The sequence below is a fragment of the Peptoniphilus sp. genome (genome assembly GCF_022767005.1).
Taxonomy (GTDB): Bacteria; Bacillota; Clostridia; order Tissierellales; family Peptoniphilaceae; genus Peptoniphilus_A.
On sequence record NZ_JALEOV010000037.1, the window covers coordinates 18078 to 36468 of the forward strand.

At 27.7% G+C, this 18391-nt stretch carries 17 protein-coding genes and 1 other annotated feature; all 17 genes read right to left on the reverse strand.

Translation table 11 applies throughout. The annotated features are described in order from the left end of the window. Position 1: 1 nt before the first annotated feature. Positions 2–475 carry a peptide deformylase gene (gene def, locus MR285_RS03035; protein ID WP_293557895.1) on the reverse strand — a complete coding sequence of 158 codons (474 nt, stop codon included), beginning with the start codon at positions 473–475 and terminating at the stop codon, positions 2–4. A gap of 4 nt (positions 476–479) precedes the next feature. Then, positions 480–2822 carry a primosomal protein N' gene (gene priA / locus MR285_RS03040; protein ID WP_293557897.1) on the reverse strand — a complete coding sequence of 781 codons (2343 nt, stop codon included), beginning with the start codon at positions 2820–2822 and terminating at the stop codon, positions 480–482. Positions 2823–2851: 29 nt separating this feature from the next. Further along, positions 2852–4045, reverse strand: a complete 1194-nt coding sequence (coaBC, locus tag MR285_RS03045) for a bifunctional phosphopantothenoylcysteine decarboxylase/phosphopantothenate--cysteine ligase CoaBC (protein WP_293557899.1) — start codon at positions 4043–4045, stop codon at positions 2852–2854. Between the two features lies 1 nt (position 4046). Then, positions 4047–4349, reverse strand: a complete 303-nt coding sequence (gene rpoZ / locus MR285_RS03050; protein ID WP_293557901.1) for a DNA-directed RNA polymerase subunit omega — start codon at positions 4347–4349, stop codon at positions 4047–4049. Then, positions 4346–4966 (reverse strand): guanylate kinase, encoded by a 621-nt coding sequence (gene gmk / locus MR285_RS03055; RefSeq protein WP_293557902.1) that lies wholly within the window; start codon positions 4964–4966, stop codon positions 4346–4348. Before gmk ends, rpoZ begins: the two co-directional genes overlap by 4 nt. Before the next feature lie 23 nt (positions 4967–4989). Continuing rightward, entirely contained in the window at positions 4990–5865 is an 876-nt protein-coding gene (locus MR285_RS03060; RefSeq protein WP_293557904.1) for a YicC/YloC family endoribonuclease, read from the reverse strand. A 49-nt stretch (positions 5866–5914) separates the two neighbouring features. Then, a complete protein-coding gene (gene leuS / locus MR285_RS03065) occupies positions 5915–8320 on the reverse strand; it encodes a leucine--tRNA ligase (RefSeq protein WP_293557906.1) in 2406 nt (801 codons plus the stop codon). Continuing rightward, positions 8313–8678 (reverse strand): hypothetical protein, encoded by a 366-nt coding sequence (locus MR285_RS03070; RefSeq protein ID WP_293557908.1) that lies wholly within the window; start codon positions 8676–8678, stop codon positions 8313–8315. The genes leuS and MR285_RS03070 overlap by 8 nt, the downstream gene beginning before the upstream one ends. Positions 8679–8709: 31 nt before the next feature. Next, positions 8710–8886 (reverse strand) — a binding site (T-box leader). A 19-nt stretch (positions 8887–8905) separates the two neighbouring features. Continuing rightward, on the reverse strand, positions 8906–11296 hold the full coding sequence (locus MR285_RS03075) for a TIM-barrel domain-containing protein (RefSeq protein WP_293557910.1): 2391 nt from the start codon (positions 11294–11296) through the stop codon (positions 8906–8908). Between the two features lie 28 nt (positions 11297–11324). Further along, entirely contained in the window at positions 11325–13082 is a 1758-nt protein-coding gene (locus MR285_RS03080) for an ATP-binding protein (RefSeq protein WP_293557912.1), read from the reverse strand. A gap of 66 nt (positions 13083–13148) precedes the next feature. Then, positions 13149–13871, reverse strand: coding sequence for a tRNA pseudouridine(38-40) synthase TruA (gene truA, locus MR285_RS03085; RefSeq protein ID WP_293557914.1), 723 nt, complete (start codon positions 13869–13871; stop codon positions 13149–13151). Further along, positions 13868–14623 carry an energy-coupling factor transporter transmembrane protein EcfT gene (locus MR285_RS03090; protein ID WP_293557916.1) on the reverse strand — a complete coding sequence of 252 codons (756 nt, stop codon included), beginning with the start codon at positions 14621–14623 and terminating at the stop codon, positions 13868–13870. Before MR285_RS03090 ends, truA begins: the two co-directional genes overlap by 4 nt. Continuing rightward, the gene (locus MR285_RS03095; RefSeq protein WP_293557918.1) at positions 14613–15455 is read right to left on the reverse strand and encodes an ATP-binding cassette domain-containing protein; all 843 of its coding nucleotides are present in this window, start codon (positions 15453–15455) and stop codon (positions 14613–14615) included. Before MR285_RS03095 ends, MR285_RS03090 begins: the two co-directional genes overlap by 11 nt. Then, positions 15446–16213: an ATP-binding cassette domain-containing protein gene (locus tag MR285_RS03100; protein ID WP_293557919.1), complete on the reverse strand. Its 768-nt coding sequence runs from the start codon at positions 16211–16213 to the stop codon at positions 15446–15448. The genes MR285_RS03095 and MR285_RS03100 overlap by 10 nt, the downstream gene beginning before the upstream one ends. A gap of 54 nt (positions 16214–16267) precedes the next feature. Then, positions 16268–16987: a prepilin-type N-terminal cleavage/methylation domain-containing protein gene (locus MR285_RS03105; RefSeq protein WP_293557921.1), complete on the reverse strand. Its 720-nt coding sequence runs from the start codon at positions 16985–16987 to the stop codon at positions 16268–16270. Between the two features lie 55 nt (positions 16988–17042). Then, on the reverse strand, positions 17043–17630 hold the full coding sequence (gene yihA, locus MR285_RS03110; protein WP_020434862.1) for a ribosome biogenesis GTP-binding protein YihA/YsxC: 588 nt from the start codon (positions 17628–17630) through the stop codon (positions 17043–17045). Continuing rightward, positions 17630–18391: DHHA1 domain-containing protein (locus MR285_RS03115; RefSeq protein WP_293557930.1), on the reverse strand; the 762-nt coding region annotated here is incomplete at its 5' end. The genes MR285_RS03115 and yihA, both read right to left, overlap by 1 nt.

Below are 18391 nucleotides of genomic sequence, written 5' to 3' on the forward strand. Positions count from 1 at the left end.
TTTATTCACTCTCCGCTTCAAACATTTCAATTGCCTTGTCTGTGTATAAAATTCCATCTAGGTGGTCAATCTCATGTTGAAGAATTCTAGCTAAAAAATCCTCAGCTTCCATAATTTTTTCTTCGCCATATAAATCATTGTATCTAACTTTTACATCTTTTGCCCTCTTGACACTTCCTTGTTTTCCAGGAACTGAAAGACAACCTTCCAAGGAAACTTCTTCCCCTTCTTTTTCAATAATTTCAGGATTAATCATGTAAAATCTATTGCCATTTTCATCGTCCCTATTGTCAATTACAATAATCCTTTTTAAAATCCCAACTTGTGGTGCGGCAAGACCTACTCCATAAGCTATATCCATAGTTTCGTACATATCCTCGATTAAAACTTTTAACCTATCACTATAATTTGAAACTACCTTTGATTTTTTTCTAAGTATTGGATCTCCATCCGTTCTAATTTTTCTTATTGCCATATAATCACCTAAAATCTATATTTAAAAATATTTTATTATCTTCTTCTATCTTACTATTATTAATTACCCTTTTAAGTCCATCTATTAACATAGCTAAATCCTTTGGCTTTACCTTTACAGAAAATTTAGTTCTATTTATACTTTTTATTTTTGGCATCTTAATAAATTTTGTTACCATTAATTCTAATTTTTTCAAATCAATAGACATTTGGTGTAAAAACCTTTCTGCCCATATTTGAGTTAAATTTTCATCGTATGAGGAAAATTCGAATTCAATTAATTTTGTATAAGGGGGATATAAAAATAATTTTCTCTCTTCAATTTCATAATTGTAAAAATCAACATAATCGCCAGTGGCAGAATATTTTATAATTTCGCTGTCGGGACTATATGTTTGAATAATTACCTCGCCTTTTTTTGATGCACGCCCAGCTCTACCTGAAACCTGAGTAATAAGTTGAAAAGTTCTCTCTTTTGCCTTGTAATCAGAAATGTAAAGAGACATATCAGCTGCAACAATTCCAACTAAAGTTACATTTTCAAAGTCAAAACCCTTTGAAACCATTTGCGTTCCAATAATAACATCTGCTTCCCTATTTTTTACAATTTCATAAAATTTATTGAAAGAATCTTTTTTTGTAGTGGTATCTCTATCCATTCTAAGCACACGTGCCTCAGGAAACAACTTTTTTACTTCTTCTTCAACCTTTTGTGTTCCCACTCCAAATTGTTTGATAAATTTTGAACCGCAACTTGGACATACCCTTGGAAGTGGTTTTGTACTTCCACAGTAATGACAAATAAGCCTATTCTTTACCTTGTGATAAGTCATAGAAATATCACAATCATCACATTTTATAACTTCTCCACAGGATCTACATGAAATAAAATTAGAAAAACCGCGACGGTTTAGAAATAAAATTATTTGTTCCTTCTTTTTTAATTTTTCTTCCATTGCCCTTTTGAGTTCTCTACTAAAAATAGAAATATTTCCCATAATTAACTCGTCTCTCATGTCCACAATTTTTGTTTCTGGGAGAAAAGCACCTTTTTTTGCTCTATTCTTTAACTCACATAAATTGTAAAAATTCTTCTTTGCATAAAAATATGTTTCAATAGAAGGAGTTGCGGAACCAAGAACAACTTTTCCGCTATGCTTCATTCTCTTTATTGCAACTTCAATGGTATCGTACTTTAAATTATCGTGAAATTCATAAGAAGAGTCGTGAGATTCATCTATTATAATCATTTTTAAATTTTTAAAGGGAACGAAGACTGCACTTCTTACACCAACAACAATTTTTACTTCACCATTTAAAACTTTTCTATACTCATCGTATCTTTCCCCTGAAGAAAGCTTTGAGTGAATAACTGCAACTTTATCTCCAAATCTTCCCTTAAATCTATCTATCATTTGTGGAGTAAGCCCAATTTCTGGCACTAGAACTATTACTTCCCCACCCTTTTCTATTACCTTCGATGCAAGATTTAGATAAACTTCAGTCTTCCCACTTCCTGTAAGCCCATGAAGCAATGAAACAACTTTGTCAGTTTCTATTATACTTCTAATGGCTTTTTGTTGCTCTTCATTTAGGACAATCTTTTGTGTTATAAATTTTTTTTCAACTGGCTCTCTATTTATTTCCTTTTTATATTCACAGATTAAGTCTTTTTTTATTAGAGATTTTATTGGAGAATAAGAAATTCCAAGGCTCGTCATTACATCAACTCTTGATATATCTTTTCTATCTTTTATGAAATTAAAAACTTGAGTTTGCTTTTCGCTCATACCCTCCAAATTTTTTGCGTCAAAATTTTCAGATATTTTAAGATAATTTACAAGCTTTGGCTTCACCATAACTAAAGAGTCGTAAATATATTTAACAAAACCCCTTGCTCTTAATTTTTTTATAAAGTTCTTCTCATCCTCGCTTAGATCTTCAAAATATTTATTTGTGTCAATTGAATTTAATTTTTCAAGATCCCTTCCCTGAGGGTATTTTTCTACAATAATTTTCTTTTTTATTTTTTGTAAGTTTCCAGGAGGTAAAATTGGAGAAAATGCTTTTGAATATCCAATTAAATACCTATCCTTCATCCAAAGTCCAAGTTCAATTAAATCCCTTGAAATAATTGGCTCATCATCAAGAACTGAATGAATTTCTTTTAACTTATCTAAGTGTTTTTCATAAAAATTTGTATGCAAAAAAAGGACGATACCAACTCGGTAACTATTGCCAAAATTCACAAGAACACGCATACCTGGTTTAACATCATCTTTTACGATATATGTATAAAGTTTATCTATTTTTTGAAAATTATTTTCTATAAAAATATCTGCAAACACATTTTCACCTACAAAAGAGCTAGATTTCTCTAGCTCAAAAGTTTTAATACTCTATCTAAAATTTCTTTTGCGAGATCGGATTTACTCATAATTTCTAAATCATCAGTTTTATTATTACTGATAATAGAAACTATATTAGTGTCACTTCCAAAACCTGCACCCTTTTTCTTAATGTTATTTACAACAATCATGTCGAAATTCTTTTTTACAAGTTTTTCCTTTGCATATTCGTAAATATTTGTTGACTCGGCTGCAAATCCTACTATAATTTGATTCTTCTTAAGGCTTCCATAATGAGCAGCAATATCTGGGTTTTTTTCCATTTCAATTAAATTCATTTTACTGTCATTGCCCTTTTTAATTTTTTCTTCACTATAAAATTTTGGTCTATAATCACTTGGTGCGGCAGCCTTAATGAGTACATCGCAATCGTCAAAATATTTTCCAACAGTTTCATACATATCGCGAGTAGTTTTAACTCTTACAAAATTGTCGACTTTTGGAATGTCTATTTTAGTTGGTCCAGAGATTAGAGTTACCTTTGCTCCTCTTTTCTTTGCATTATCTGCTAAAGCATAACCCATTTTCCCTGAAGAATAATTTGAAATAAATCTCACTGGATCAAGTGGCTCAACAGTAGGCCCAGCAGTAATAACAATATGCTTTCCATCCAAATCTTTTTCTGTTAACGCTCTGTCTATTTCGTCCACAATTTCACTTGGCTCCAGCATTTTTCCACTTCCATAATCATTGCAAGCTAAAAGATCTTCTTTAGTATCTAAAATAATTACTCCTCTTTCTCTAAGAGTTTCCATATTTTTTTGATTAGCCTCAGATTCTAACATTGCTGTGTTCATTCCAGGTGCAATTATTATCTTTGACCTAGATGCCATTAAAACTGTAGTGAGCATATCGTCTGCTATTCCATTTGCAAATTTTCCAATTACATTTGCAGTTGCTGGTGCAATAACAATAATATCTGCCCATTTTGCAAGAGAAATATGCTCCACATCCATATTAAATAATTGATTAAACATTTCACTGTGGACTGTATTGTTTGACATAGTCTGAAAAGTAAGAGGAGTAACAAATTCAGTTGCATTTTTAGTCATTACAACCTTTACTTCTGCTCCTAATTTTCTAAGTAAACTGCAAATTCCAGGTGATTTATAAGATGCAATTCCACCTGTTACGCCAAGTAGAATCTTTTTGCCCTTTAACATTTTATTCCTCTTCCAATTCTTCTGAATTTAATTTTTCAATACTTTCTTGTTTAATTTTTTCAATTAATTCTTCTTTTTCTTCTGTGATTTTCTTTTCATATTGAGAATCAGATAACTTTTCTCCAAATTTAATTTTCCCAGCCATAATTTCTTCTAAAGCAATTGTAACTGGCTTTTCACTCTTCGTGTCAACAAGTTTTGGATTTCCGTCAACTATCTTCCTAGCTCTCTTTGAAACTAAAATTGCAAGCTCATATCTAGAATTTGCAACTTCTCTTAAATCTTTAAAAGATGGTATTATCATTTATTTCTCTCCTCTTCTGCTTGGACTTCCTTTTTGATGTTTTTATGTCTTTTTACTCTTAATTTTTCTGCAGCAATAATAGTTTCTATATCCTTAACGGCATTATCTATTACATCATTTATAACAAAATAATCATATTCACCAACAAAGTCAAGTTCCTTAAAGGCATTTCTATATCTTGTTTCAATTTCATCTTCAGTTTCCGTATCCCTCTTAACAAGACGAGATTTAAGTTCATCCATAGTAGGAGGAATTAAAAAAATGAAGACTGCTTCTTTGTATTTTTCTTTAATTTGTAAAGCTCCCTGTACATCAATTTCTAGAAGTACGATTTCGCCCTTTTCAATTTCATCAAAAACAAACTTTTTTGGTGTACCATAATAGTTCGTATGAACAAAGGCATGTTCCAAAAGTTCATCATTATCGACCATTTTTTCAAATTCTTCTCTTGTAGCAAAAAAATAATTTTCACCATTAACTTCGCCTGGTCTAGGTGTTCTAGTAGTTACAGAAGTTGAAAAAATTATATCGTCATTGTTTTTCATAAGGGCATCACTTACAGTTCCCTTTCCAGAACCAGAAGGACCTGATAAAACTAATAAAAATCCGCCGTCCAAATCATCACCATCCTAATTATTAACTATTCAACATTTTGTGCCTGTTCACGCAATTTTTCGATTTCAGATTTAAGTAGAACAACTTTACTTATAATTTCGATATCATTTGATTTTGAACCAATTGTATTAGACTCCCTATTCATCTCTTGAATAAGAAAATCTAATTTTCTTCCAATGGCTCCCTTTGAATTTATTATATCATTAAAATTGTCTATATGTATTTTCAATCTAGTAATTTCTTCATCAATGGAAAGCTTGTCGAGCATTATTGCAATCTCAGTCAAAATTCTATCCTCATCTATTTCACTTGAGTCAAGATATTCGCTGACTTTCTCTCTAAGTCTTTTTTCATTTTCTTTAAGAGTAATTGGAGATCTTTTTTCTATAAAATCAGTTAATTTTTTAATTTCTTCAAGTTTAACTAGAAAATCATTTTTAATTTTTTCTCCTTCTATATTTCTAGCTTCGACAAAATCCCTTGCGGCAAATCTAACGACCTCTAATAGCTCTTCTTTAATATAGTCGCCGTCAAACTCAGCTTTTTGAGGCTTAAAAATATTTGGATCTTCAATTAATTTTGAAAAAGAAAGATCTTCTATAACTCCAAATTTTTCCTGTAAATCTTTACTTATACTAATATACTTATTTAAAAGCTCATAGTCAACATCAATTTTAACATCTTTGGAGTTTAGGTATTCAAAATTTATAAATACATCAACTTTACCTCTTTTAATTTTGTCCTTAATAAAAGATTTCACAGATTCTTCTGCATACAAAATAGAACTTGGCATCCTTACATTTATATCAAGGAATCTATTATTAACAGATTTCATCTCAACTTTGATATAAAAATCATCACTTTTCTTCTCAAAAAGGCCGTAGCCAGTCATACTATTCATAAAAAACTCCTTATAAAGACTGAAAAGCACTATAAAGTGCTTTTCAGTTTTATTTTACAACAATATTTACTATCTTATTTGGAATATAAATTTTCTTTATAACTTTCTTTGATTCAGTATTTTTAGCAAAAAGTTCGTTCTTTTCAGCTACTTCAAATACCTTGTTTTCAGATTCATCTCTTTCAATTTTAATAGTATACCTAACTTTACCATTAAATTGAACTGGAATTTCTATCTCATCATCTATGGTTATCTTTTCATCAAATTTAGGCCAATCTTGTTCTGATAAAATTCCGCCTAAATCACATATTTGCCACAATTCTTCAGTAATATGTGGAGCTACTGGATTTAGTAAAATTAAATAAGCTCTGAAATCTTCTTTTGTGATTTTTCCAACAGAATTAAACTTATTTGAAAGTGTCATAAGTTGTGCTATTGCAGTGTTTGCCTTTAGATTTGCATAATCTTCAGTGACTTTTTTAATAGTCTTATGAATTTCTGAAACTAAAGCTTCGCTATAATCTTCTCCATCTACTACAATACTTTGTAAGTTCCAAACTCTTTCCAAAAATCTTCTACAACCCTTAACTCCATTTTCTGACCATGGAACAGGCTTTTCAAAATCACCAATAAACATTTCATAACATCTAAGTGTATCAGCGCCATAATCCCTTACAATATCGTCTGGATTTACAACATTTCCTCTTGATTTTGACATTTTTTCGTTGTTGTTGCCTAAAATCATGCCATGAGAAGTTCTCTTTTTATATGGTTCTTTAGTTGGAACTACTCCAATATCATACAAAAATTTATGCCAAAATCTTGAATAAAGTAAGTGTAGTGTAGTATGTTCCATACCACCATTATACCAATCTACTGGAGTCCAATATTCAAGTGCTTCTTTACTTGCAAGTTCTTTGTCATTATGTGGATCAGTGTATCTCAAGAAATACCAAGATGACCCTGCCCATTGTGGCATAGTATCTGTTTCTCTTTTTGCAGGTCCTCCACATTTTGGACAAGTAGTATTGACCCAATCAGTCATCATTGCAAGTGGTGATTCACCAGAATCAGTTGGCTCATAATTTTCAACTTTTGGAAGTAAAAGTGGAAGTTCTTCTTCAGGAAGAGCAACATAACCACATTTATCACAATGAACTATTGGTATTGGCTCTCCCCAATATCTTTGTCTTGAGAATAACCAGTCTCTAAGTTTATAGTTGACCTTTCTATCTCCAAGATTGTTTTCTTCAAGATAGTCTATCATTTTAGCAATAGCATCTTTAACTTCAAGACCATTTAAAATGCCTGAATTTATCATTTTTCCAGTAGATGTTTCAGTATTTGCATGTTCACTTACGTCAGAACCTTCGATTACAGGAATTATTTCAAGACCAAATTTTTTTGCAAAATCATAGTCACGGTCATCATGAGCAGGAACAGCCATAATTGCTCCAGTTCCGTAAGTCATAAGAACATAATCTGAAATCCAAATTGGTATTTCTTTAGTTGTAAGAGGATTAATTGCTTTAATTCCCTTAATTTCAACACCAGTTTTATCTTTTTCAAGTTCAGTTCTTTCAAAGTCACTTTTCTTCGCAACTTCATCTTTATAAGCATTTATTTCATCTAAATTTTCAATTTTATCTGCATGGTTTTTAATTAATGGATGTTCCGGTGCAATTACCATGTATGTTGCTCCGTAAATTGTATCTGGTCTAGTAGTGAAAACTTCAAGCTTTTCGTCAAAGTCCCTGAGCGAAAAGTTTATACTTGCCCCTTCACTTCTTCCAATCCAGTTTTTTTGTTGTGTTACAACTCTTTCTATGAAGTCAAGGTCATCGAGGTCATTAATAAGTCTGTCTGCGTACTCTGTAATTTTTAGCATCCATTGACTTTTTACACGCCTTACAACCACTTCTCCACATCTTTCACATTTTCCACCGACAACTTCTTCATTTGAAAGTCCAACTTTACAAGAAGGACACCAGTTTATTGGCATCTCTTTTTTGTAAGCAAGTCCATGTTTAAAAAGTTGTAAAAAGATCCATTGTGTCCACTTATAGTATTCAGGGTCAGTTGTATTAATTTCTCTTGACCAATCAAAAGAAAAACCAATAGATTTTAATTGCTTTTTAAAATGTGCAATATTATTTTTTGTAACAGTTGCAGGATGAATTTTGTTTTTTATTGCATAATTTTCAGTTGGCAAGCCAAAAGCATCCCATCCCATTGGATAAAGTACATTATATCCTTGCATTCTTTTTAGTCTTGCTATTGAATCAAGTGCAGTATAACTTCTTACATGACCTACATGTAAACCACTACCACTTGGATAAGGAAACTCTACTAATAAATAATATTTTTCCTTTGTACTTTTATTATCTGCTTCAAAGCATTTTTCTTTTATCCATCTATCTTGCCATTTTTTTTCTATTTCCTTAAAATTATACATTTTTATCTTCCTCTTTCTTTTTAAAATATCTTCCTGCGATTTCATATAAAGAATATATAAGTATCATAATAACAACAAATCCTATTAATAAAGATATCATAAAGCCTTTTATTCTTACTATTAATACAGTAGTAAAAGACAATATAAATGTATTAATAATAGTTACTACTTGTAATACTTTTTTATATTCTATTTTTTTCATATCTAAATTATATCTATCTATAAATAACTTAACCTCATCATTCTTTTTCAGGGTTTTATAGTTTCTTCTTTTCTTATTAAAAAATAATACATAAAGTAAATAAACAACTGTAAAAACAATTATAAAATCTAATAAAAAGTTAAACATTTTATCCATTTTGCTCCTCCTTAAAATAAAAAAGTCATAAACTAAGGACGGATTTTTCCGCGGTACCACCTTAATTCATGACTTATCATGCTCTTTAATTGTTAACGCCAATATTACGTTATTTCTAAAAAAGCAAGTTCAATATTTTATTGTATTAGTTTACATCAACCACTAACTTTCTATAACAATATTCATATTTACTACTCTTTTCATAACTGAAACATGTTTCAATTATACTATAGTTCTGCTACATATTCAAGTAGTTTTAAGAACATTTTAACAAATATAGTTGGTAATCCTTTTAGTCTTCTAATAGCAATTCTTTTACTCTTTATGTCTATATCACTAAACATTATTTTATCTAATTCTTCTTTCAGTGATGTTTCTATCTGTAAATCATTAATGATACTTTCTATATCCTCATTAATAACTCTTGATGCATCTATTTCAATATCTTTACCTTTACAATATACAAATATTTTACTAGATGTATCTATATTATCAAATTCAATAACAAAATCTGTATCATCAGTATATCTTCTATAAGGTACATTTACTTCATTTGCAAATACCTGTACACCTTCTGTAAATTTAGTATTTCTAAATCTTATTATATAACTTCTTTTTTCAGGTATAATTCCTTGTTTTCCCTCAAGTGGAGAAATAGATACAGAAAAATCATTTTCTTTATAATAATAGTTTATTTCAGTAGTTATACTATATCCTTGCTTATACATATTTGAAACACCATCATCTTCATAAAGTTTATATGTGTTACTTCTGCCTGGGAATATTTGTATTTCTAACTTTTTTGGAGAAGATGTATCATTTATATTATTATCTATTTTAGCAAGTGGCACTATTGCTCCAGTTTTAGCGAAAACTGGATAATCTTCATCTTTATAGAATGTTACATATCTCTTACCACCTACAAACTTTTTACCTGTTCTAAAGTCATACCATATTCCATTAGGTAAGAATATCTTATGTACAGCTCTATTCATAACACTATCTTTAGGATCAACTATCGGTGCTACAAAAAGTTCACTTCCAAAATAATATTCATTTTTATATAGTGGTTCATCATAAGTTTCTGGATATTTATAATATAGTGGTTGTACTATTGGAGATCCAAATTTAGAATATTTATTAGCCTCACTATATAAGTACGGTATTAATCTATGTCTAAGTCTTAAATAATCTTTAACTATTTTATTTGTTTTAGCATCCCATTTCCATGGTTCTCTTTTATAATATTTTCCACTTCTTGATGATAATCTAAGTATTGGACTATATACTCCAAATTGAACGAATCTCATATATAACTCAGAGTCTTCAATACCATCTTTATACCCACCTATATCATGACTCCAATAGGATAGTCCAATATTCGCAGCAGTAGCATTATAGAAAGGCAATAATTTTAATGTTTTCCAACTAACAACAGTATGTCCTGAATATAAAGCGCTATATCTGTGTGGGGCTATACCATTATTTCTTGACATAATAAAGTTTCTTTTAGCTGGAAAATTAGAAAATGTATTATACAAATAATAATTCATTGTATAGTTTCTTGTTCTATTTTTAATATTATTATCATCGTTTAAAAAGAAATCAACTCCACTTTTTATAAATGGATTAATTATTCCCTTTAAGAAACTATCCATAAGTTTAGGATCATATGGATTTAGTATTACTGATTCAGTTTTGCCATATAATTTACTAAACTCACTAAAGTTTAGTTCTTCATTACTTAATACGCCCTCTGTTTTAATAGTTACTCCTAATTTAATATTATTCTTTTTTAAATATTCATTAAGGCTTAATGAATTTGGAAATATACTTTTATCAAATGAGAAACTTATATCAGAATTTTTATTTTTAGTTCTTGCATAATTTCCAAGTAATAACACTGATATTGGTATTTCATTCTTTCTAAAATTATTTACTAAATTTTGTATTCCTGTTTCATTATAGCATTCATCTTTATTCCACCAAACACCAAAAGCATATCTTGGTAAAAGTAAAGGCATACCTGTTAAGTTAAAATAGTCTCTTAAACCTAGTCCAAAATCATTATTATATATAAATAAGTATGTATCTATATTTTCATAATTAGGAGCTACTACATTACCATATTTAGTAAGTACAGGTGTTTTAGAATCATCAAAAGTAGTAAAACCATCTAAGGAGAATAATCCTTTTTCATAATTAGCCGTACCACGTGTTTCATCTAAACTATAAGCACTACCCATAAAATTTCTTACCTCAGGATGATTAAAATACCAAGTTTTTTCACTACCAGTTATAGTAACTTTAAGATTTTGATCAGGTGAAAGTCTACTACCTATAAATGGTTTTTCTTTGAAATATTGTAATGTGAACTTATCATTTTTAATAATTAGTATTTGATTATCTTCTTCAACCGTATACTTAGGTCTTCCAAATGATCTATTAGATGCAAAAAAAGTAGGATAATCATTAAACGATCCTGTTTCGCTATATTCAAATCTTATAAGAACATCAGATAAAATACTAATTCTATATTTTTTACCTCTAAAGGTATTTATAGAAATAGATTTTGCTTTATCAATGTCTACTCTAAATAATGAACCAAAATCATACATAATTACCCTCCTTTACTTTATTCTTTTTTTATTGTTTTAATCTTACCATCCAATTATTATATATATCACAGTTTGAACTTGTTGGTGGTGGACAAGCTTTTTCCATCTTAACAATCATAGGTATTTTAAATATTCTTCCAAATGCTACACAAGTTCCTGATTGTAATGTTTTTTGTTTTTCAACTATATCCTCACTCATATTAGGAACACTCTTAGCAATATATTCTAAATCAGCTGGATGATTTATTTTAAATATTAAAAAGTTAGTACATTGACTTATTACATTTTCATTTAAGTCGGTTGGTCTTTGAGTTATTAAATCTAATATAAGACCATATTTTCTACCTTCTTTAGCAATTCTTTCAAATATGTTATATCCAAATAATTTCTTATCATCACCTTCAAGTACATATCTGTGTGCCTCTTCAAGTATCATATGAATTGGATAACTTGCTCTATTTTGAAGTCCTTTAGTAAACTTCATAAACATTCTTCCGAATATTTTAACTATAGTTCTAGCAAATCTATCATCTACATCTTCTAAATTAAAGTTAACTATTTGGCTTCTCTTATTACCATTAATTTGAATTTTTTTAATATAATCTTCAAGTTTGATATATCCATCTGATGTAAAGAATTTACCCATTTCTCTACTGGCTAAATCATGTAATTTAACCTTTAAGCTCATCGCACTATCATACATAGACTCATTAAGCAAATATCTTTCACTATATAATGTAAAGTTAAGTGCAACTTCTAAATCATGAAGTGAATAGCTTACTCCCTCTGCACTAAAATTCCATTTTCTAGTATCATCTATAAAACTATTTATATAATCCGCTATAATCTTTCTTTCAGCAAATCTACCCTCACTATCTATATCGAAACAATTTCTAAATCTACGTGTAAATCCAATACCAGGAACATCTGTATCTAAAGATAAATCAGGTGTATTAGTTTCACTTAATATTTCAAAGATTTGATCTCTTATTTTAGATGCAGTTTGATTCGTATACATAATAGATGTAATTGCTTTTGCTAAAATATGATTTTTAAACTCCATTGCTTCTTTATCATTTCTAGCAAACATTTTAACATACACAAGTGCTGTTTCAACCATCGCAATTTGAGAAAAACTAGTCGCATCAAGCAAATTTAACACATCTTCAAGATCAAGTAAACATACCGGTATATTGAGCTTTTCATAATTCTTACTCATATTAGTAGTAATAACTTTGAATGAATAATATGGGTTATTTTTATCTAAATCTTTAAAGGCATTTATATATTCACCATAAGAATCAAATATAAAAAAGTTTGCTTTATAAGGTATTATTTGTGAGGCAGGAAATATATTTTGAATTATTCTACATATACCATAAGTTTTACCACTACCAGTGTTACCAAATATGGCACTATGGTTTGAAAAGAATTCATCCAAATTAACATTAAGTGGATAATCATTATATAAAGGTGATACGCCCAATCTAATGCTCTTATCTTCATTACCTGTTAGTATTTTTAGTTCATCTTGATTAATAATTCTAATTTTAGCATCCATACTCGGTTTCTTAATTAAACCACCAATAAAATCATTATCAGTAAGCTCGCCTAAAAAACTAATCTTTAAACTATCTTGTTCAATAGAATCAATTTCTCCCAAAATTTTCTTATTATCATCTTCAAATACCACATGCAAATTAATTAAGTCTTTAATACCAATAGCTTCCTTATTTACCTCTACAATCGCACTATTTTTAGTTATAGTTAATATCTTTCCTAACATACAAAAACAACCTTTCTATTCTATATAATTATTCTAACATATTTTTTTTCAAAATAAAAGACTGAATTATTTAAATTCAATCTTATTCAAATAAAGGCCACATCCTGAAGCACATACTCCAAGTGAAGTCCTATTTTTATACATAAAAATCTTATCAATGTCAGTAATACTTTTCTTACCTTCATTTATATCTATAAGTAATCCTACTATATTTCTAATCATGTATCTTAAAAATCCGGTTGATTCAAATCTTAAATATAGTATTTTATTAGATATTTTATAATCTACTAAAATAGTTCTTTCATAATTAGTTTTATCTTTATCTGAGGTAAAACTTTTAAAGTTATGAGTTCCACTTATTTTATTTATAAATTCATCTAATAATTTTCTATCAATATTTTTACAATATTGAAGAGTATATTCTACCTCTATTGGATTATATTCTCCCATATTTATTTTATAAATATATTCCTTTTTAGCTACATTCCTTATATTAAAATCATCATTAACTTTAGTTATTTTTTTAATATAAATATAATCATCTAACATAGAATTCATACTATGAGCTAAATTTTTAGGATTAATATCTTTATCTACTTCAAATACACAATATTGATTATTGGCATGAACGGCTTTATCTGTTCTTGATGTTCCATGAGTATTAATATTACTATCAAATATCTTTGATAAAACTTTTTCTATTTGTCCTTCTACAGTTATTTTATTTTTTTGTATTTGATAACCATAATATTTAGAACCATTATATGATAAATTAACTAAATATTTCATAAAAGTCCTTTCTCTACTATACATGCATACATGAGTGCCAAGTGAAACATAAAGAAAAATAAATCATTAAAACCAACTCTATTTATTTCATAATTAGTTCTATATCTTTTATCATTATAAAGTTTTAATTCACAAGCATAATTAGTTTCTTTTAGTTTTGCTTTAGTTAATCTAAGTGAATTAGAAAGTAAACTTAAAAACACATGAATTCTTCCAAAAATATTAGAATTATAATAATCTATTCCTCTTGATGATTGTGCTTTAATAGATTTATAATTTACTACCAATAAAAGTGGAAAATATCTTAATATAGAATTTATTTTAATAGCTATTTTATTTACAGGGAGCATTAGAAAATTAAACATAGATAAAAATCTCTCTATACCATATACACTTTCACTAGGGCTAGTCGTAAATGCAAGTATATTTAAATATTCTATTACAACAACAAGTTTAATTAGATAGCAAACTGTATCATTTAAATTAACACCTAGAAAATACAAAAAGAATATTAAGAACAAATAAATATATCTAAGTGACCAAAATGTATTGAAATAATATTTAAATGGTACATAACTTAAAAGCATCATAACAAATGTTAATGTTAAAACAAATATATTTATTTGTAAGTTATTACTGAGTAGTAATATTAATATTGCTATAACAAAATTAATTAGTTTCATTACTGGATTTAGTCTATGAATAGTTGAATTGATTGGATAATAAGAACCAAATGAATTTCTAGAATACATCTCTATACACCCCTTTTATTAAATCATGAATATTAGTATACTGTGAAATATCATGTCCTTTTTTATTACATTTTTCTATGAATGAAACTATTTTAGGTACTTCAAGATTATTTGATTTTAATAACCTAGTATCCCTAAACAATTCTTTTCCACCACTTTTAACTAGCCTAGTTAATCTTAATATATGAACAGTATCACTAATAGGATAAGCATAATTAGTATCTTTAGTAAGTAATATTATTGTCTTATTATATTTGTTTTTTAACATCTTTAAAAGAGATGTTAATTCTTTTTTATCTGTATATGAAAGACCGGTTGTAAATTCATCTAATATTAATACTTTAGGGTTATATATTATAGCACATGCAAGAGCAACTTTTTTAGCATCAACAACAGTTAAATCAAGTGGATTCATATTAAGATATGATTCATCAAGACCAACTAATTTTAATGAATCAATTGCTCTTACTTCTAGTTTATCTAATTTATATTTAAAATATTTCATTCCAAATTCTATTTCTTTTTTAACAGTTTTATTAAAGAACATATCAAATGGATTTTTAAATACATAGCCTGTTTGAAATCTAAGTTCATTAATATCTTTTATTCTTCTTCCATCATTAATAAATTTTCCAACTCTAACGCTACCACTAGTCGGAACATTAAGTGCATTTATTAAGTCAGCTATTGCTGTTTTTCCACTATTAGAAGCACCTAATATGGTATGTATTTTACCTTTTTCAAGTTTAAATGTTACATTATTAAGAATAGTCTTTTCAAGAGGAGTTCCTTTATTAATTATAAAACTAACATTATTAAATTCTATTTCCATAATGCATTCACCAACTTTTCATTAGTTAAATAATATTTTTTAATTAAACCATAATCCATAAAATATTTATTTAAATCTATTATAAATGGAAGTGATATACCAAGCCTTTTAAGTAATTTTTCTTCGTTTAATACACTAAGTGTTTTTCCTTCACATACTAATTTTTTATCATGAATCACATATATTTTATCACCATACATAGACTCTTCTATATCATTTGTAAAATTAATAACAATGCCTCCACTATTTGAATAATCTTTTAAAATATTAAAAATAAGAAGTTTATCTTCATAATCTAGTTCACTTATTACATTATCAATCACTAATATTTTAGGTTTAATTATCATAGATGACAATATTTTCATTTTAACTTTATCACTTGAGCCTAAACTATTAGGATCCCTTTCTAATAATTCATCTAATTTAAACATTCTAGCATATGAACTTATAAGTTCCCTTATTTCATTCTTTTTCATAGCTAAACTTTCAAGTCCATATACAATCTCATCAACTACTTTTTCGCCTACAAATATATCTAAATGTTTATAAACAACTATACTCATATTTCTTCTCATTTTAAGTAGAGTTTTATATTCAAATTTACTATTGTTTATTATTATTTCTGCTTTTTTATTACCATGTAAAAGAGTATGAACTATTAAATCATTATTATTTCCAACTATAGTAACAAAGTCTTTTTCTTTAAGTTCAAAAGAAATATCATCACCGAACTTGTATTTAAATATTACATCTTTCATAAATAATCTCCTAGATAAATTATACAATATTTTGATATAAAAAAAAACAGTTGATTAATCTATTTCAACTGTTTGATCAGTTATTATTTTAACAGATAATGTTCCTTGTCCATCTATGTCATATACACCAAGCACTCTAAACATTACTCCATCATATTTTAAATAATTATTTTTTTCGTTACCAGATATTATACAAGCTCCACTTAATATTTTTGCACCATTAGAGTCAACTATATATTTATTATTATCTCCACACTTACATATTTTACCATTTGAAGTTTTACCTTTAAATTCACCACTTTTAAACTTATCACACACAGTAGTTACTAACTCTTTAACTACTAATGCTTCATTTGATGCTTTACCATTAAATTTAGCACTAAATCCAGCAGTTTGTTTTTTTACTATTACATATTGTCCATTCATAGAAGTATTATCTTTTGGATTAGTTAAACATTTGCCATTAAACTTAACAGTAGTCTTAGTGTCACTTAATTCTACATCTCCATTACAAGTAGCATCTCCACTTAAGTAATTTCCGTTAATAAGTTCATATACATAAATTTTTACTTCAGTAACACCATTAAATATATCAGGATTATTACTTGCATATAATACTGCAGCATTTTCTATATTTGATACTGTTTCACTATATAATCTATTGTTAATATTCTTATTTATTGTTAATATACTAGGCACAGCTATAACCGCAATAATACCTATTATTGCTATTACAACTAGTAATTCAGTTAATGTAAATCCTTTTTTATTCATACTCTTACACCTTCTATTCTAATAATATTATAATAAATAAACTATAGATTTTCAACTAATTTTCAAAATAATTTTCTATGATATCATAAACTCTTTCTTTACCAAGCTTAGTCACACTAGAAAAATTAATTATCTCATCACCTAATGCTGGCATAAGAGTTTTCTTAATCAAATCATTTTGTTTATCTCTAAGAGAACGATTGACTTTATCAAATTTAGTTGTAACTATTGTTACAGGTAAATTATAGTATTTCAAGAATTTATACATTAAAACATCATCTTCAGTTGGTTTATGTCTAAAATCAACAAGCAAAAATACATGCTTTAAGTTTTGTCTATTTTTAAGATATTCTTCTATCATAATACCAAATTTCTCTATTTGTTTTTTGGATGTTTGAGCATATCCATATCCAGGTACATCAACTATATAAAATTGTGAATTAATGTGATAGAAATTAATAGTCTGAGTTTTACCAGGCTTAGAACTAGTTTTAGCCATATTTTTTCTATTTATAATCGTATTAATAAAACTACTTTTTCCTACATTGCTTCTACCTAATATTAGAAATTCATTCTTTTTATCATCAGGATATTGTGATATTCTAACAGCACAAATAGGCTCTTCAACATTAACTACTTCCATTATTTTTCCTCACTTTCTTTATATTCTTTACAACATAAAGATAAATCTTTTAATAAAGCATCAATATTTTCTTTTTTATCAGTTCTAACACCACTAGCATAAGCATGTCCACCGCCATTATATTTAGCAGCAATTAAATTTATTACCGGTCCTCTACTTCTAATATTAACTTTATACAGATTATTCTTTATATCATGAGTTACAAATACCCATACAAGAACTTCTTTAATATTGTTAAAGTCATTAATCATATTAGATACAGAAGATATATCTGCTCCAAGAGAAGTAATAACATCCTCATCTATTTCTAAATGAGCAAATCCATACTTATCTACTTTTATAGTTGATGCTATATAACCAAGCAATCTTATTTCTGATAATGGTCTTTTATATACTTGTCTATATATTTTATCTATGTCTAATTTATATTTTTTAATAAGTTCACTTACTAATAAAAATGTATTTGAATTAACATTAACTAAAAATCTATTAGTATCACTTACTATACCAGTATATAAGTTACTAGCAATATTTTCATTCATCTTAAGCTTAGTATTGTTAATAAGGAGTAATACTAATTCTGATGCAGAACTAGCACTATCCTTAATTAACTCAACTCTACCAAATGTATCAACCTTAGGATGATGATCAATCTTAACTACATTTTTAAATGATAAGAAATTATCTATATCTACTCTTTTATTATCAGGTGTATCAACAACTATTAATAATGAATTTTCATAATCAAAATCAGTTACCTT

Bases quoted from the DNA above. Each gene is read 5' to 3' on its own strand.
- def (WP_293557895.1), bottom strand. From the start codon at position 475: ATGGCAATAAGAAAAATTAGAACGGATGGAGATCCAATACTTAGAAAA.
- coaBC (WP_293557899.1), bottom strand. From the start codon at position 4,045: ATGTTAAAGGGCAAAAAGATTCTACTTGGCGTAACAGGTGGAATTGCA.
- rpoZ (WP_293557901.1), bottom strand. From the start codon at position 4,349: ATGATAATACCATCTTTTAAAGATTTAAGAGAAGTTGCAAATTCTAGA.
- MR285_RS03060 (WP_293557904.1), bottom strand. From the start codon at position 5,865: ATGAATAGTATGACTGGCTACGGCCTTTTTGAGAAGAAAAGTGATGAT.
- leuS (WP_293557906.1), bottom strand. From the start codon at position 8,320: ATGTATAATTTTAAGGAAATAGAAAAAAAATGGCAAGATAGATGGATA.
- MR285_RS03070 (WP_293557908.1), bottom strand. From the start codon at position 8,678: ATGGATAAAATGTTTAACTTTTTATTAGATTTTATAATTGTTTTTACA.
- MR285_RS03075 (WP_293557910.1), bottom strand. From the start codon at position 11,296: ATGTATGATTTTGGTTCATTATTTAGAGTAGACATTGATAAAGCAAAA.
- MR285_RS03080 (WP_293557912.1), bottom strand. From the start codon at position 13,082: ATGTTAGGAAAGATATTAACTATAACTAAAAATAGTGCGATTGTAGAG.
- truA (WP_293557914.1), bottom strand. From the start codon at position 13,871: ATGAAATATTTAGTTAATTTATCATATAATGGTTCTAAATATTATGGT.
- MR285_RS03090 (WP_293557916.1), bottom strand. From the start codon at position 14,623: ATGTATTCTAGAAATTCATTTGGTTCTTATTATCCAATCAATTCAACT.
- MR285_RS03095 (WP_293557918.1), bottom strand. From the start codon at position 15,455: ATGGAAATAGAATTTAATAATGTTAGTTTTATAATTAATAAAGGAACT.
- MR285_RS03100 (WP_293557919.1), bottom strand. From the start codon at position 16,213: ATGAAAGATGTAATATTTAAATACAAGTTCGGTGATGATATTTCTTTT.
- MR285_RS03105 (WP_293557921.1), bottom strand. From the start codon at position 16,987: ATGAATAAAAAAGGATTTACATTAACTGAATTACTAGTTGTAATAGCA.
- yihA (WP_020434862.1), bottom strand. From the start codon at position 17,630: ATGGAAGTAGTTAATGTTGAAGAGCCTATTTGTGCTGTTAGAATATCA.